Below are 14,354 nucleotides of genomic sequence, written 5' to 3'. Positions count from 1 at the left end.
ATTTCCCTGTGATGGCTGACTGCTACCGCCGCGATCTCAACGGACCACGGACCATGCGCGATCTTTCCTCGACCAGAAGTGCTAATCAATTCAAAGGCGTCTTTGCCGGATGCATGAGCGCCTTCGTCGGCATCGGCCTGCTCAGCGCCGTCGTCAACATCCTCTATCTCACAGGCTCCCTGTTCATGATGGAGGTCTATGACCGAGTGCTGCCGAGCCGGAGCCTGCCGACGCTCGCGGCGCTGCTTGCCATCGTCGCGGTCCTCTATGCCTTCCAAGGGCTGTTCGACGCCCTGCGCGGGCGTCTCCTGGTGCGCATTGCCGATCGTCTCGATCTGGCAATTTCGCCACGCGTCTACGATGCGATCGTCGGCCTGCAGCTGCAAGCGCCGATGAGCGCCCGATATGCCCAGCCCCTTCGCGATCTCGACACCATCCGCTCTTTCCTCTCCGGAAGCGGCCCGACCGCGCTCTTCGATCTGCCCTGGCTGCCCTTCTATATCGCCATCTGCTTTGCCTTTCATTTCTGGCTCGGCGTCACCGCACTCGGCGGCGCCATCGTTCTTGCGGCCATCACGCTGCTGACCGAGCTTGTCTCCAAACGACCCGTCGAGGAAGCCGCCAGGCATTCTTCCAAGCGTAGCCGCATGGCCGAAAGCGCGCGGCGGAACGCGGACGTCATCTCGGTTCTCGGGATGGGGCCGCATCTGCGTCGCCGCTGGCAGGACGAAAACCGCGCCTTTACCCGCGAGCAACGCCGAGCAAGCGATATCGCCTCCGGTTTCAGCGTTTTCAGCAAGGTGCTGCGCATGCTGCTGCAGTCCGGCATTCTCGCCGTCGGCGCGTGGCTGGTGATCAACCAGCAGGCGACGCCCGGCATCATCATTGCCGGCTCGATCCTCTCGGCGCGCGCCCTTGCCCCGGTCGATCTCGCTATCGCCAACTGGAAAGGCTTCATCGCCGCCCGCCAGAGCCGGGTGCGTCTGCAGAAGACGCTGTCATTGCTGCCGGAGACGCAGGGTCGCATGGACCTGCCAGCGCCGAAGCGAGTGCTTTCCGTCGAGCGCATCACGGCGGTTCCCCCGGAAACCAGTGAAACCGTACTTCAGGACATCCTGTTCTCGCTGGAAGCCGGAACCGGCCTCGGTGTCATCGGCGCCAGTGGCTCGGGCAAGAGTTCGCTGGCACGCATTCTCGTCGGCATCTGGAAACCGGCACGCGGCGCCATCCGGCTTGATGGCGCAACACCGGATCAATGGCCGGCGGCAGCGCTCGCGCGACACATCGGCTACATGCCGCAGGCGATCGAACTGCTTGACGGCACGATCGCCGAGAACATTGCTTCCTTCGAGCCCGACGCTCAAGCTGACGATGTGATCGCCGCGGCGCGTGCGGCGCGGGTTCACGACCTGATCGTCAGCTTGCCGGACGGTTATTCGACGGAAGTCGGCGAAAATGGCCGCGCGCTTTCCGCCGGCCAGAAGCAGCGCATCGCGCTGGCGCGGGCGCTCTATCGCGATCCGTTCCTTGTCATTCTCGACGAGCCGAACTCCAATCTCGATTCCGAAGGGGAGGAGGCGCTGACCGCGGCAATCCTCGGTATCCGGGACCGCGGTGGCATCGCCATCGTCATCGCCCATCGCCCGAGCGCGCTGATTGCGGTCGACAAGGTGCTGATGCTGGCCACCGGCAAACAGCAGGCCTTCGGTCCGAAGGATGAGGTTCTCTCGAAGGTCTTGAGGCAGGCGCCGGGCAATCCCGGCGCGCTCAAGGTCGTGCAAACAGCGGAAGCAGCAAAGGCATGATGGACATGGACGATTGGCAGACACTGCGGCGCTCGATCCGCACGCATCTGATCGTTGGCGCGCTCGGCTTTGCGACGCTCGTCGGCCTTTTCGGCGGCTGGGCGATCGGCACGGAAATCGTCGGCGCCGTGATTGCGCAGGGTTCGGTTGTTGTCGAAAGCAGCCTGAAGAAGGTACAGCACCCGATGGGCGGTGTCGTCAGCGAACTCATGGTTCGTGACGGCGATCGGGTCCGGGCCGGCGACGTGGTCATGCGTCTCGATGCGACGATGACGAAAGCCAATCTTGCGATCATCCTGAAGAGCCTCGACCAGTTCGCGGCGCGAAAGGCAAGACTCGAAGGCGAGCGCGACCGTCGTGAGCGCGTGGCTTTTCCCGAGACCCTGCTTGCACGCGGCAATGAGCCGGAGATCGCAGCTATGATGCACGCGGAGGAACAGCTTTATCAAAACCGGCGCGACGTTCGTGACAGCAAGAAGCGCCAGCTCGAACGGCGCGTCCAGCAGCTGAACGACGAAATCCGCGGCATGGAGGCGGAGCGGGCGGCAAGCGAGCGGGAGCGGGTGCTGATCAAGGACGAACTCGACCGCTACGTCTTCCTGCACGACATGGGCCTACTGGAGAAAAGCCGCATCAGCACGCTGGAACGCCAGGCAACCGACATCGACGGCGAGATTGGCCGCCTCACCGCCGGGATCGCCGGCGTGCATGAAAAAATCGCCGAGACGGCCCTACAGATCATCCAGGTCGACGAGCAATGGGCGGAAGAGGTCGGCAGCGATCTCCGCGAAATGGATGCCCGCATCGGCGAGTACGTCGAGCGCAAGGTGGCGGCCGAAGACCAGTTGAAACGGGTCGACATCGTGGCGCCGCAGAGCGGGATCGTGCATCAGCTCTCGGTCCACACGGTAGGTGGCGTCGTCGCGCCTGGCGAACAGATCATGATGATCGTGCCCGACATCGGCAAGTTGGTGGTGGAGGCCAAGGTCGCGCCGCAGGATATCGACCAGATCTATTCAGGCCAGCGCGCTATCCTGCGCTTTTCCGCCTTCAGCCAGAAGACGACTCCGGAGATCAATGGTGCTGTGGAGCGTGTCTCCGCCGACGTCACCGTCGACCAGCGGACCGGCGCCAGCTACTACGTCGCTCGCGTCGCGATCTCGCCTGAGGAGATCCAACGGCTCGGCAATGTGTCGCTGATGCCAGGCATGCCGGTCGAGACATTCATTACCACCGGTGCGCGCAGCGTTGCCTCCTATTTCGTGAAGCCCCTGATGGATCAGCTCAACCGCGCGTTCCGCGAGAGCTGACGCGCCCAAGCACCGAGTAATCTGACAAATCGCATTCGCCCGCCGGTATCGAAAGACACCGGCGGGCGTGCCGTTTCACGCGCTCCGACGGCTTTGATTCGCCTCATAGTTGCTGCTCGATCACTGTTTTTCAGACTGTTTGTTCGGAGAACCGATCCCCCACTTTTTGCACCGTATGCCACTTTAAACATTTATGCATACAAAATTGTCGACAAAATAGTTGACATTGTCGCCAACAGCTTCAAATCTAGGGTGGCTTGCTCACGAGTGGGCGAGAGCGCCGGCATAGGGCGACTGACGAGAAAACAGAGGGAACGACATGAAACTGAGAAAGCATCTCCTCGCGGGGTTGGCATTTACCGTCCTCGCATCCTCGGCATCCGCCGAAACGCTGCGCTGGGGAAGCCCGCGGGATATCTTCTCGCTCGACCCCTATTCCTACGGCAGCACCTCGAACCTGGCCTTCCTCAACCACGTCTATGAGGGCCTGACGCGCTACACGCCGGAGTTCAAGGTCGAGCCGGCGCTCGCTACCAGCTGGGAGATGGTGAAGGACAAGGTCTGGCGCTTCCATCTGCGCAAGGGCGTGAAGTTCCAGAATGGTGCCGATTTCACCGCCGACGACGTCGTTGCCTCGATGGCCCGCGTCAGCCACCCGACCTCGCCGCTGCGCGGCAACATTCCGGCCTATGTCTCGACCACCAAAGTCGACGACTACACGGTCGATATTGAAGTCAATTCGCCGAACCCGCTGTTCCTCAACGACATGACCAACATCTTCATGTTCGACAAGGACTGGCTGGTCGACAACAAGTCCGAACTGCCGACCGATGTCGGTGCCAAGGTCGAAGGCTACGCCACCTACAACACCAACGGTACCGGCCCGTTCAAGGTCGAGTCCCGCGTTCCCGACAGCAAGACCGTGCTGATCAAGAACGATGGCTGGTGGGATACGCCGAAGCACAATCTCGACCGTATCGAATTCATGCCGATCACCTCGGCCGCAACCCGCGTCGCAGCGTTGCTTTCGGGCGAAATCGACCTGACAGACGGCGCGCCCGTGCAGGATCTCGAGCGCTTGAAGAGCTCGCCGGACATCAAGGTCGTCGAGCGCACCGATCTGCGCACCGTGCACATGGTCTTCAACCGCCACGAGACCTTCGCCGACGGTCGCGAAAACTTCTTCAACAACATCAAGGTGCGCCAGGCGATCGACCATGCAATCGACCGCCAACTCATCTTCAAGCGCGTGATGCGCGGCAAGTCGCATGTTGCCGGCACCATGGTCGCGCCTGAGATCCCCGGCTACAGCGCCGAACTCGACGTGCCGACCGCCTACGATCCGGAGCTCTCCAAGAAGCTGCTCGAAGAAGCGGGCGCCGTCGGCAAGGAGTTCACGTTCGTCTGCATGAACGACGAGAGCGTCAACGAGGAAGACGTCTGCAGCGCGCTCGTTTCGATGCTGTCGCGCGTCGGTCTCAAGCCGACCCTCGACATCGGCCCTCGTGCGGTTCAGGCGCCGAAGCGCGCCGGCGGTAAGTCCGACGCCTACATGATCGGCTGGGCCAACGAGCCGACGCTCGATGCCTATTCGATCCTGGTTCAGGTGCTCTCGACGCGTCAAGGTGCGGCCGGTGTCGCCAATTATGGCGGCTGGTCCTATCCGGAACTCGACGCGATGGTGAAGAAGGCAGCGGTCGAGATGGATCACGACAAGCGTCTGGCGATCGAAACCGAGGCGCTGAAGTTCGCCAAGGACGAGGTCATCATGATCCCGCTGCACCAGCAGCCGATGGCCTGGGCGATGTCCAAAAACGTGACTGATGTGACCATTCGAGCCGACAACAAGCCGCGCCACTGGCTGACGCGTATCGGCGATTGAGTTTCCTTGCCCCGGCGGAGTGCGCTGCGCCGGGGCTCCTCATTCTGCGAGAAACCCAATGATTGTCTTTCTCATCAAGCGGCTGGCCAATGCCGTGCTGGTCATGCTCGCCGTTGCGCTGCTCGCCTTCCTGATCTTCCGCTTCGCCGGCGATCCGGTGGAGTTGATGGCCAACGAGCAGATGTCGCAGGCCGATCGTATCGAACTGCGCGAAAAGCTCGGGCTCAACGATTCCTTTCTGACCCAGTTCGGACGGTTCGTCGTCAACGCCGCCCAGGGCGATTTCGGCATCAGCTACCGCAACGGCCAGGACGTGATGAAGCTGATTGCCGAGCGTTTCCCGGCGACGATGGAGCTGGCGCTGGTCGCAACCGTCCTGTCGCTCTTGATCGGTATTCCGCTCGGCGTCATCACTGCGATCCACCGAGGGCGATGGTATTCCGAGGGGCTTCAATTCGTCAGTATCATCGGCGTTTCGCTCCCGAGCTTCGTCGTCGGCATCCTGTTGATCCTTGTCTTTGCCGTAACGCTTGGCCTCGTGCCCGCCTTCGGGCGCGGCGATGTTGTGCAGCTTGGCTGGTGGAGCACCGGTTTGCTGACGGCTTCGGGTCGCGCGTCGCTGCTTTTGCCGTCGCTGGCGCTCGCGCTCTATCAGATCACGCTGGTCATGCGTCTCGTCCGCGCCGAGATGATGGAAGTGCTGCGTTCCGACTTCGTCAAGTTCGCACGTGCCCGCGGCGTGCCGCGCTGGCGGATCTATTTCCGCCATGCACTCCGCAACTGCCTGATGCCCGTCGTCACCATGACGGCAATGAACTTCGGCTCGCTGATCGCCTTCGCGCTGATCACCGAGACCGTGTTCCAGTGGCCGGGCATGGGCATGCTGTTCATTCAGGCGGTGACCTTCCTCGATATGCCTGTCATGGCGGGGTATCTCTGCATCGTCTCCTTCATCTTCGTCACGCTGAATACGCTCGTCGATATCGCCTATGCGGTCATCGATCCGCGGCTGCGCGATGCCACCCGCTGAGGTCGCTGCCATGACAGATCACGTCCAGCAAACCACACCGCCGCGCCGGCCCTCGCGGCTTGCCCGCTGGCGCCAGAGCGATCTCTGGTGGTCCTTCACCCACAAGCCGTCGGCGATCATCGGTGCGGTCATCCTCACCTTCCTGATCGTCGCCGCTTTCGCCGCTCCTCTGATCGCGCCGCAGAACCCCTTCGATCCGGCCCAGCTCGAGCTCTGGAATTCCGAGCTGCCGCCGATCTGGGAAGCCGACGGCCAATGGCCCTACGTGCTCGGCACGGACACGCAAGGGCGCGACATGCTTTCGGCCATTCTCTATGGCTCGCGCATCTCGATCCTGATCGGCGTCGCCTCGGTCGTCCTTTCATTGGCCGTGGGTTTGAGCCTCGGGCTCGTCGCCGGCTATTTCGGGCGCTTCATCGACAATCTGCTGATGCGCATCGGCGACGTGCTCCTCTCGATCCCGACGATCCTGATCGCGATCCTCGTCAGCGCCGTCGCGCGCCAGATGCTGCCGCCGGAACTCAGAGACGTCGGCTCCGCCGCAGTCCTGGTGCTGGCGATCACGCTCAGCGCCTGGGTGCAATATGCCCGTACCGTGCGTGCCCAGACGATCGTCGAGCGGGGCAAAGAGTATGTCCAGGCTGCGCGTCTTTTGAAAACGCCGGCGCGGCGCATCATGCTGAAGCACATCCTGCCGAACACGCTGACGCCGATCATGGTCGCCGCCACGCTGAACTTCGGCATGGCGATCCTGACGGAGGCGACGCTCTCCTTCCTCGGTATCGGCATGCCGCCGAGTCAGCCGAGTTTGGGAACACTGATCCGCCTCGGCAACCAGTTCCTGTTCTCTGGCATCTGGTGGGTCGTGCTTTTCCCCGTCGTCCAGCTTTGCCTTCTCGTGGTCTCCGTCAACCTGCTCGGTGACTGGCTGCGCGATGCGCTCAATCCGAAATTGAGGTGAATGATGTCCAATCTCCTGATCCGTAACGTCAGGCCGAACGCCGGCGAAGCGACCGACATCCTCGTGCGCGACGGCAAGATCGCGGCCTTCGGCAAAGGTCTTTCCGCTGAAGGCGTAGCAACCGAGGACGGCAACGGCCATATCGTGATCTCTGGTCTCGTCGAAGCCCACACCCATCTCGACAAGTCCGTCTGGGGCATGCCCTGGCATGTCAATGCCAAGTCTGCGAGCTTGCGCGAACGTATCGACTTCGAACGCGAACAGCGGCTCGAAATCGGCATTGAGCCGCACCGCCAGTCCATGCGCCAGGCAATCATGCTCGCCGCCAACGGCGCAAGCCACATCCGCAGCCACGTCGACATCGACACGACCCACGGCCTCAGGCTGATGGAAGGCATAGTCGAGACCCGCAAGGCGCTTGAGGGCATCATCGACATCGAGATCGTCGCCTTCCCGCAGTCCGGTCTCGTCACCCGCCCGGGCACCGTCGAGCTCCTCGACCAGGCTCTGAGCAAGGGCGCTGAAGTCCTTGGCGGCATTGATCCCTGCGGCATCGACCGGGACCCGAAGGGACACCTCGATGTGATCTTCGGCCTTGCCGACAAACATGCAAAGCCGATCGATATTCACCTGCACGAGCAGGGCGAACTCGGTGCCTTCAGCATGGAGATGATGTTCGAGCGCATCCGCGCGCTCGGCATGCAGGGCAAGGTGGCGATCAGCCACGCCTTCGCTCTCGGAGCACCGGACTATCTGCGTGTCGCCGGCCTGATCGAACAGATTGCCGAGCTCGATATCCGCATCGTCACGACCGGTTCACCGTCTTCCTCCGTGCCTTCGATCCTTCGGTTGAAGGAAGCCGGCGTCAAGGTCGCGGCCGGCTGCGACGGTATCCGCGATACCTGGGGTCCGTGGGGACAACCCGACATGATGGATCGCGCCCGCATCCTTGGCATGAAGAATGGGCTGCGCCGTGACGTCGATCTCGAACATGCGCTGCATGTCTGCTCCAAGGGGGGCGCCGAGGTCATGGACATCGATGGCTACGGCCTGGACGTCGGCTGCGACGCCGATTTCACCTTGCTCACCGGCGAGACGCTGGCGCATGCCGTCGTCGACGTCGCGCCGCGGCCGCTGGTCGTCAAGCGCGGACGTGTGGTCGCCCGAAACGGCATTGCGGAGGTAGCCATCCCATGAACAGCATCAAGGACTTGACGCTCGGCCAACGGGCCGAGGGACGCACGCTTCTGACGGCGCAATGGGTGCTCGGTCACCGGGACGGTTCGCACCGGCTGATCCCGAACGGTGAGGTCGTCATTGAAGGCGGCACGCTGCTCTATGTCGGGCCACGCTTCGAAGGCGAGGTAGCCCGGCGGATCGATCTCGGGGCCGCGATGATCAGCCCCGGCCTGATCGACCTCGATGCGCTCTCGGATCTCGACACGACGATCCTTTCGATCGACCATCAGCCCGGTTGGGCCAAGGGTCGCGTCTGGCCGCGCTCCTATATCGAGCGTGGGCCCTATGAGATGTACACGCAGGAGGAGCTCGCTTTCCAGAAGCGCTTCGCCTTCGCCCAGCTTCTCCTGAACGGCATCACCACGGCAGCGCCGATCGCCTCGCTCTTCTACCGCGAGTGGGGCGAGACCGTCGCGGAATTCGCTGCAGCGTCGGATGCGGCCGGCGATCTGGGTCTGCGCGTCTATCTGAGCCCGGCCTATCGCGCTGGCGGCATGATGGTCACGGCGCCGGGCCAGCTCGAAGCGATCTTCGACGAAGCAAGGGGCCTGAAGGGCCTCGATGATGCCATCGGCTTCATCCGCGAGCACGAAGGGCGTCACGGTGGCCTGGTCAAGGGGCTGCTGGCTCCGGACCGGGTGGAAACCTGCACCGAGAAGCTTCTGATCCGCACTGCCGACGCGGCGCGCGACCTTGATTGTCCGATCCGCCTGCATGCGGCGCAGGGCACCATGGAAGTCGATACCGTTCGCCGCTTGCACGACAAGACGGCGCCGGAGTGGTTGGCAAGCTTCGGCTTCCTCAGCGACCGGCTGATTGCGCCGCACGCGACGCAGGCGACCGACAACGACCTCAGTCTCTATGCCGAAAACGGCGTCAGCATCGTCCATTGCCCGCTGGTTTCGGCTCGCGGCGGCAGCACGCTGAACTCGTTCCGCTCCGTCAAGGCCCGCGGCGTCAACATTGCTATGGGCACCGACACGACGCCGCCGGACATGCTGATGAACCTTCTGGTCGGCTTGATCACCTGCCGCGTGGTCGAAAACGATCCAAGCGCCGTCAGCTGTGCCGATCTGTTCGACGCCGCGACACTCGGCGGTGCCAAGGCTCTCGGCCGGTCGGATCTCGGTCGCCTGGAAGCGGGTGCTCGCGCCGACATCGCCGTCTTCGATCTCATGGACCACCACATGGCACCGGCGGTCGATCCGATCACCACGCTGGTGGTCGGCGGTTCGGGACGCGTCACCAAGGCGGTCTTCGTCGATGGCCGTCTGTCGATGCGTGACGGTGAAGTGGCAGGCTTCGATATGAACGAGGCGCGCGCAAAGGCGCAGGTGCAGTTCGATGGTCTGATCGCCAAATATCCCGAAAGAAGCTTCGGTCACCCGCCGGTCAGCGAGATCTTCCCGCCGAGCTACCCTCTGGAGGTGCCGCGATGACGGAACATGCTTCATCGACCGTGCTTGACGTTCGCGGCCTCTGCGTTGAATTCCCCGGGCGCCATGGCACGGTTTCGGCACTGTCAGACGTTTCGCTCAGCATTCGCCCGGGCGAGATCCTCGGCGTCGTCGGCGAATCCGGCGCCGGCAAGTCAATGACCGGCCTTGCGGTCCAGGGACTGCTGGAGCCGCCCGGCCGTATCTCCGGCGGAGAGGTCTGGCTCGCCGGCCGCCGCATCGACCAGCTCGGCGACAAGGAGATGCAGAACGTGCGTGGCCGGCAGATCGGCGCGATCTTCCAGGATCCGCTGACCTCGCTCAATCCGCTCTTCACCATCGGCGCGCAGCTCGTCGAAACAATCCGCCTCCACCTGAAGCTCTCCAAGACCGATGCCAAGGCGCGTGCCATCCAGTTGCTGAAGGAGGTCGGTATTCCGGCGCCCGAGGCGCGCTATGATCACTACCCGCATCAGTTCTCGGGCGGCATGCGCCAGCGCGTCGTCATTGCGCTCGCCCTTGCTGCCGAGCCGAAGCTGATCATTGCCGACGAGCCGACGACGGCGCTCGACGTCTCGATCCAGGCGCAGATCACCTCGCTGCTCCGCCGTCTTTGCGACGATCATGGAACCGCGGTCATGCTGGTCACCCACGATATGGGCGTCATCGCAGAGACCGCCGACCGTGTCGCGGTCATGTATGCCGGGCGGCTGGTTGAGATCGGTCCGGTCGGCGACGTGCTGAAGAATGCGCGTCATCCCTATACCCGCGGCCTGATGGGCTCGATCCCGGCACTCGGGCGCCGTGTTGAGCGGCTGAACCAGATCGACGGTTCGATGCCGCGGCTGAATGCGATCCCAGCCGGCTGCGCCTTCAATCCGCGTTGCCCGGAGGCGGGGCCGCGCTGCCGCAAGGATCGTCCCGAGCCGGCTCCGGTCGGCACCGGTGTTGCTGCTTGCTGGCTCAATGCAGGAGGAGTTCTATGAGTGATGCCCTGACGGTCAACGACCTGACCTGCAATTTCGATGTTTCCGCGCCCTGGCTCAACCGGGTGATCGAGCGCAAGCCGCAGCAGTTCCTGCGGGCGGTCGACGACATCAGCTTCAGCGTGCCAATGGGCGGCTGTCTAAGCCTCGTCGGTGAATCCGGCTGCGGCAAGTCGACGGTCGCGCGGCTCGTCACCGGTCTCTACCGGGCGAGCGAAGGCGAGGTACGGTTTGCGCCAGGCAAGAATGGTGAGCCGCTCTCGGCGCAGATGATCTTCCAGGATCCCTATGCCAGCCTCAATCCGCGCTGGCGCGTGCGCAATATCATCGCCGAGCCGCTGCGCGAGTTGAAGCTGCGCAATTCGGAAGCGGAGATCATGGAGCGTGTCGGCGAACTGCTGACGATCGTCGGCCTTTCGCCTTCGGACGGAGCCAAGTTTCCGCACGAATTCTCTGGTGGTCAACGCCAGCGCATATCGATAGCGCGGGCGCTTGCCGGCGAGCCGGAGTTTCTCGTCTGCGACGAGCCGACCTCGGCCCTCGATGTGTCGGTCCAGGCCCAGATCCTGAACCTCATGCGCAAGCTGCAGGACGAGATGGGACTGACCTATCTCTTCATCAGCCACGACATGAGCGTGGTGCGCCACATGTCGGACCGTATCGCGGTGATGTACCTTGGGCGCATCGTCGAAGAGGCAGACACCGAAACGCTCTTCGCCAATCCGCGGCATCCCTATACGCAACTGCTGCTGGAGACGATCCCGGACATCACCCATCCGAAGCGTGGGCGCAGCATCGCTGCCAGCGAGGTGCCGAGCCCGCTCAATCCGCCGTCCGGCTGCACGTTCCATCCGCGTTGCCCATTTGCGGACCAGCGCTGCAAGAGCGAGCGGCCGGAAATGCGCAACTTCGCCGACGGTTCCCGCGCCGCCTGCCACCGCACCGAAGAAACGGTGAAGGCGATCCACGCGGCCTGACCCATTTAGTTCCCTGAAGACTTGGGCTCCGTGTCGTGCCAGACGCGGAGCCTCTTTTTTTGGCCACTGTTCGAGCGAGCCGTATTGCGAGCGACCGTGTTTCGCATCCCTGTCGTCAGGCGAATGCTACGGTGCTAACCGGAATTCAACGAAATAGACTGATGACCATTTCCGGGCTTCGACACTCACGTTAGGGTAGGGGCCGAAAGCCGGGCTGCACTCCGTTTGGGGGCTCGGTTGGGATCGAATGCGTTGATTTGAAGAGTTGGCTTATGAACACGACCTCCGACACCGATTTCCCCGTCCTCAATGCCGTTGAAGCCCGCATTCTCGGCTGCCTGATCGAGAAGAAAGAAACGACGCCCGACGTCTACCCGCTGACGCTCAATTCGGCACAGGCGGCCGCCAACCAGAAGACGGCCCGCGATCCCGTCATGGCGGTCGAGCAGGTGGATGTTCACCGCGCGCTCTCGTCATTGGCGCAGAAGGGATTGGTCCGGCAGGCTTTTGCGTCCAGGGTCGAGCGCTACGAGCACCTTGTGGCCAACCGTTTCTCGCTGACGTCGCCGCAGATCGTCATGCTGGGCCTGCTGCTTCTTCGCGGTCCGCAGACGGCTTACGAGCTCTGGGCACGCAGCGAGCGCATGGCGCGGTTCTCATCGATCGAGGAGCTGAAGGACAATCTCGATCTGATGATGGGCCGTCGGCCGCCACTGATCGTTCAATTGAACCGGGGCGCCGGCCAGCGCGAGGACCGCTTCGCGCATCTGCTGTGCGGTGAAGTCGAGCAGCCGGCTGCCGAGAGGGTGGCGATGTCTTCGGCTCCGAGCGGCTCGGCGCTATCCGCCCTCGAGGAACGACTGGAAGCGCTTGAGCAGAAGGTGGCGACGCTGCAGGAGCAGCTTGACGCCTTGATGCGCTGATCTAGCCAATCGGCACCAGCGCGAGAGCTACCGGACGGGGTGCCGCCCGGTGGCCCGTAAAGGCTCGAGATTTAGCCGGCGACGTCAGCCAGCCTGCAGGCCGGGTTTTCCTTGGCACGGGGATAGTCATAGGCGCCGACCTTTGAGGTGGCATAGCCGCCGCCGACCAGGGCTTCGGCTAGCTTCACCGCAGCGGTCACGCCGTCGATGACAGGCATGCCGGTGCGCGCCTTCAGGCGGTCGCAGAGCTCTGACATGCCAGCGCAGCCGAGAATGATTGCTTCAGCACCATCTTCCTGCCGCGCCTTGAGGATCTCCTGTACCAGCATCTCCTCGGTATGGGCGAGGTCCTCTTCCAGCGCCAGCACCGGCATGTCCACCGAACGGACCCTGCGGCAGCGATGACCGGCACCATAGGCCTCGGCCAGATCCTCTATGATCGGCACGGAACGGGGCAGGGTGGTGATGATCGTAAAGCGGGTCGCGATGTTCATCGCCACTTGCACGGCCGCCTGACAGATGCCGATCACCGGACCACGGGCGATCTCACGCGCAGCACCAAGGCCTGGGTCATCGAAGCAGGCGATGACATAGGCGTCGACGCCGCGCATCTCGCCCTTGCGAATCTCGGCGAGCATCGCCGGTACGGCCATGGCTTCGTCGGTATGCCCTTCAATGCTGGCAGGGCTTGACGTTGGGTTAACGGACTCCAGTAGGGTATGAGGGGCTGCGACGCGCTCTGCACTGCGATGCGCCTGCTCGGTCATGGAGCGAGTAGAATTCGGGTTGATGAGCAGGAGACGCATGGATCAGCTCGTTTTCCGAGGGACGGTTGCGAGGCAGGCGTCGGCGGTGATGTCGGGAGTGCGTATCACGCCCTTCTCCTGGTCCGGCAGTTCAGTGAAATCAAGGTCCATCGGGGCTCTCAAGTGGCACCACGCCCCGGCTTCGGGCCGGTCGCGCGGTCGTGTTTAAGCAGTTGCCATTGCACATCAAGTTGCGGTACACAATATTGTCTACAATTTTGTAGTCAATATCTAACTGCAGCTGATGGAATTGACTTTGAGCGCCGCACGGCGAGAGTAAGCGAACGGCTAAGGGAGATTTCATGTACAACGCGGACGAAGCCGCCGGTGCTCCGACGGCGATCATTTGCGAGAAGATCTGGCTTGCGATTGCAGAGCGGCGGCTACGGCCGGGAACGCGGTTGAAAGAAGAGCAACTTGCCGAAATATTCTCCGTCAGCAGGGCCCGCATCCGACAGGCACTGACCGCGCTGGAGCGCGACGGCCTGGTGACGATCATGCCGAACCGCGGCGCCTTCGTCTCCGAGCCCTCCGTCGATGAGGCGCGCGATGTCTTCGTTGCCCGCCGGGCTATCGAGCAGCGCGTCGTCGAGCGCCTGTGCGAACGCGCCAACCCCAAGGATATCGTCCGGCTGCGAGGCCATATCGAAGAAGAGCGCATTGCCGGCCGGTCCGGCAATCTCTCTGATATCGTTCGGCTTTCCGGTGGGTTCCATCTGTTGCTCGCGGAGCTTTCGGGCTCGGCCTTTCTCTTCGGTATCCTGCGCGACCTCGTCTCGCGCACATCCTTGATCACCGCGATGTACCGCTCGAACCACCTGCACAATTGCGGGCCGGACGAACATCTGGCCGTCGTCGAGCACATCGCGGCGCGCGATGTCGCGAGCGCGATCAAGGAAATGGCCGAACACCTGAACCATGTGGAAGCGGAACTGGATCTGGACGAGGAGAAGGATCAGCCCCGCGATCTTCGCACCGCCTTGCTTTGACGCTCAACGC

Annotated in this window: 12 protein-coding genes; 11 read left to right on the top strand and 1 reads right to left on the bottom strand. The window is 63.0% G+C overall.

The features are described from left to right. Nucleotides 1-53: 53 nt before the first annotated feature. The 10 genes from V7S54_RS23555 to V7S54_RS23510 all read left to right on the top strand — a co-directional run bounded on the left by V7S54_RS23555 (nt 54) and on the right by V7S54_RS23510 (nt 12,549). On the top strand, nt 54-1,805 hold the full coding sequence (locus V7S54_RS23555; RefSeq protein WP_336557250.1) for a type I secretion system permease/ATPase: 1,752 nt from the start codon (nt 54-56) through the stop codon (nt 1,803-1,805). A gap of 5 nt (nt 1,806-1,810) precedes the next feature. After that, nucleotides 1,811-3,115: an HlyD family type I secretion periplasmic adaptor subunit gene (locus V7S54_RS23550; RefSeq protein WP_336408960.1), complete on the top strand. Its 1,305-nt coding sequence runs from the start codon at nt 1,811-1,813 to the stop codon at nt 3,113-3,115. A gap of 319 nt (nt 3,116-3,434) precedes the next feature. Further along, nucleotides 3,435-4,997, top strand: a complete 1,563-nt coding sequence (locus tag V7S54_RS23545) for an ABC transporter substrate-binding protein (protein ID WP_336408931.1) — start codon at nt 3,435-3,437, stop codon at nt 4,995-4,997. A 58-nt stretch (nt 4,998-5,055) separates the two neighbouring features. After that, nucleotides 5,056-6,027 (top strand): ABC transporter permease, encoded by a 972-nt coding sequence (locus V7S54_RS23540; RefSeq protein ID WP_065375928.1) that lies wholly within the window; start codon nt 5,056-5,058, stop codon nt 6,025-6,027. A 10-nt stretch (nt 6,028-6,037) separates the two neighbouring features. Next, nucleotides 6,038-6,988: an ABC transporter permease gene (locus V7S54_RS23535; protein ID WP_336408930.1), complete on the top strand. Its 951-nt coding sequence runs from the start codon at nt 6,038-6,040 to the stop codon at nt 6,986-6,988. Nucleotides 6,989-6,991: 3 nt separating this feature from the next. Next, nucleotides 6,992-8,185 (top strand): amidohydrolase family protein, encoded by a 1,194-nt coding sequence (locus V7S54_RS23530; protein ID WP_336408929.1) that lies wholly within the window; start codon nt 6,992-6,994, stop codon nt 8,183-8,185. Beyond that, nucleotides 8,182-9,666: an amidohydrolase family protein gene (locus V7S54_RS23525; protein WP_336408928.1), complete on the top strand. Its 1,485-nt coding sequence runs from the start codon at nt 8,182-8,184 to the stop codon at nt 9,664-9,666. The genes V7S54_RS23530 and V7S54_RS23525 overlap by 4 nt, the downstream gene beginning before the upstream one ends. Next, nucleotides 9,663-10,649 carry an ABC transporter ATP-binding protein gene (locus V7S54_RS23520; RefSeq protein ID WP_336408927.1) on the top strand — a complete coding sequence of 329 codons (987 nt, stop codon included), beginning with the start codon at nt 9,663-9,665 and terminating at the stop codon, nt 10,647-10,649. Before V7S54_RS23525 ends, V7S54_RS23520 begins: the two co-directional genes overlap by 4 nt. Then, nucleotides 10,646-11,626, top strand: a complete 981-nt coding sequence (locus tag V7S54_RS23515; RefSeq protein ID WP_336408926.1) for an ABC transporter ATP-binding protein — start codon at nt 10,646-10,648, stop codon at nt 11,624-11,626. The genes V7S54_RS23520 and V7S54_RS23515 overlap by 4 nt, the downstream gene beginning before the upstream one ends. A 272-nt stretch (nt 11,627-11,898) precedes the next feature. Then, nucleotides 11,899-12,549, top strand: coding sequence for a YceH family protein (locus V7S54_RS23510; protein WP_336408925.1), 651 nt, complete (start codon nt 11,899-11,901; stop codon nt 12,547-12,549). 71 nt (nt 12,550-12,620) lie between these two features. Here V7S54_RS23510 and V7S54_RS23505 read toward each other — a convergent pair whose 3' ends face one another. Next, nucleotides 12,621-13,355, bottom strand: coding sequence for an aspartate/glutamate racemase family protein (locus V7S54_RS23505; RefSeq protein WP_336408924.1), 735 nt, complete (start codon nt 13,353-13,355; stop codon nt 12,621-12,623). 302 nt (nt 13,356-13,657) lie between these two features. On the opposite strand from V7S54_RS23505, the gene V7S54_RS23500 reads away from it, so the two are divergent. Beyond that, nucleotides 13,658-14,344 (top strand): GntR family transcriptional regulator, encoded by a 687-nt coding sequence (locus V7S54_RS23500; RefSeq protein WP_058320906.1) that lies wholly within the window; start codon nt 13,658-13,660, stop codon nt 14,342-14,344. The last annotated feature ends 10 nt before the right edge of the window (nt 14,345-14,354 follow it).

It is taken from the genome of Ensifer sp. CCNWLY38 (assembly GCF_037120565.1).
Lineage (GTDB): Bacteria > Pseudomonadota > Alphaproteobacteria > Rhizobiales > Rhizobiaceae > Ensifer > Ensifer adhaerens_H.
This window is presented reverse-complemented; position numbering and strand designations above follow the sequence as displayed.

Bases quoted from the DNA above. Each gene is read 5' to 3' on its own strand.
- V7S54_RS23555 (WP_336557250.1), top strand. From the start codon at position 54: ATGCGCGATCTTTCCTCGACCAGAAGTGCTAATCAATTCAAAGGCGTC.
- V7S54_RS23550 (WP_336408960.1), top strand. From the start codon at position 1,811: ATGGACGATTGGCAGACACTGCGGCGCTCGATCCGCACGCATCTGATC.
- V7S54_RS23545 (WP_336408931.1), top strand. From the start codon at position 3,435: ATGAAACTGAGAAAGCATCTCCTCGCGGGGTTGGCATTTACCGTCCTC.
- V7S54_RS23540 (WP_065375928.1), top strand. From the start codon at position 5,056: ATGATTGTCTTTCTCATCAAGCGGCTGGCCAATGCCGTGCTGGTCATG.
- V7S54_RS23535 (WP_336408930.1), top strand. From the start codon at position 6,038: ATGACAGATCACGTCCAGCAAACCACACCGCCGCGCCGGCCCTCGCGG.
- V7S54_RS23530 (WP_336408929.1), top strand. From the start codon at position 6,992: ATGTCCAATCTCCTGATCCGTAACGTCAGGCCGAACGCCGGCGAAGCG.
- V7S54_RS23525 (WP_336408928.1), top strand. From the start codon at position 8,182: ATGAACAGCATCAAGGACTTGACGCTCGGCCAACGGGCCGAGGGACGC.
- V7S54_RS23520 (WP_336408927.1), top strand. From the start codon at position 9,663: ATGACGGAACATGCTTCATCGACCGTGCTTGACGTTCGCGGCCTCTGC.
- V7S54_RS23515 (WP_336408926.1), top strand. From the start codon at position 10,646: ATGAGTGATGCCCTGACGGTCAACGACCTGACCTGCAATTTCGATGTT.
- V7S54_RS23510 (WP_336408925.1), top strand. From the start codon at position 11,899: ATGAACACGACCTCCGACACCGATTTCCCCGTCCTCAATGCCGTTGAA.
- V7S54_RS23505 (WP_336408924.1), bottom strand. From the start codon at position 13,355: ATGCGTCTCCTGCTCATCAACCCGAATTCTACTCGCTCCATGACCGAG.
- V7S54_RS23500 (WP_058320906.1), top strand. From the start codon at position 13,658: ATGTACAACGCGGACGAAGCCGCCGGTGCTCCGACGGCGATCATTTGC.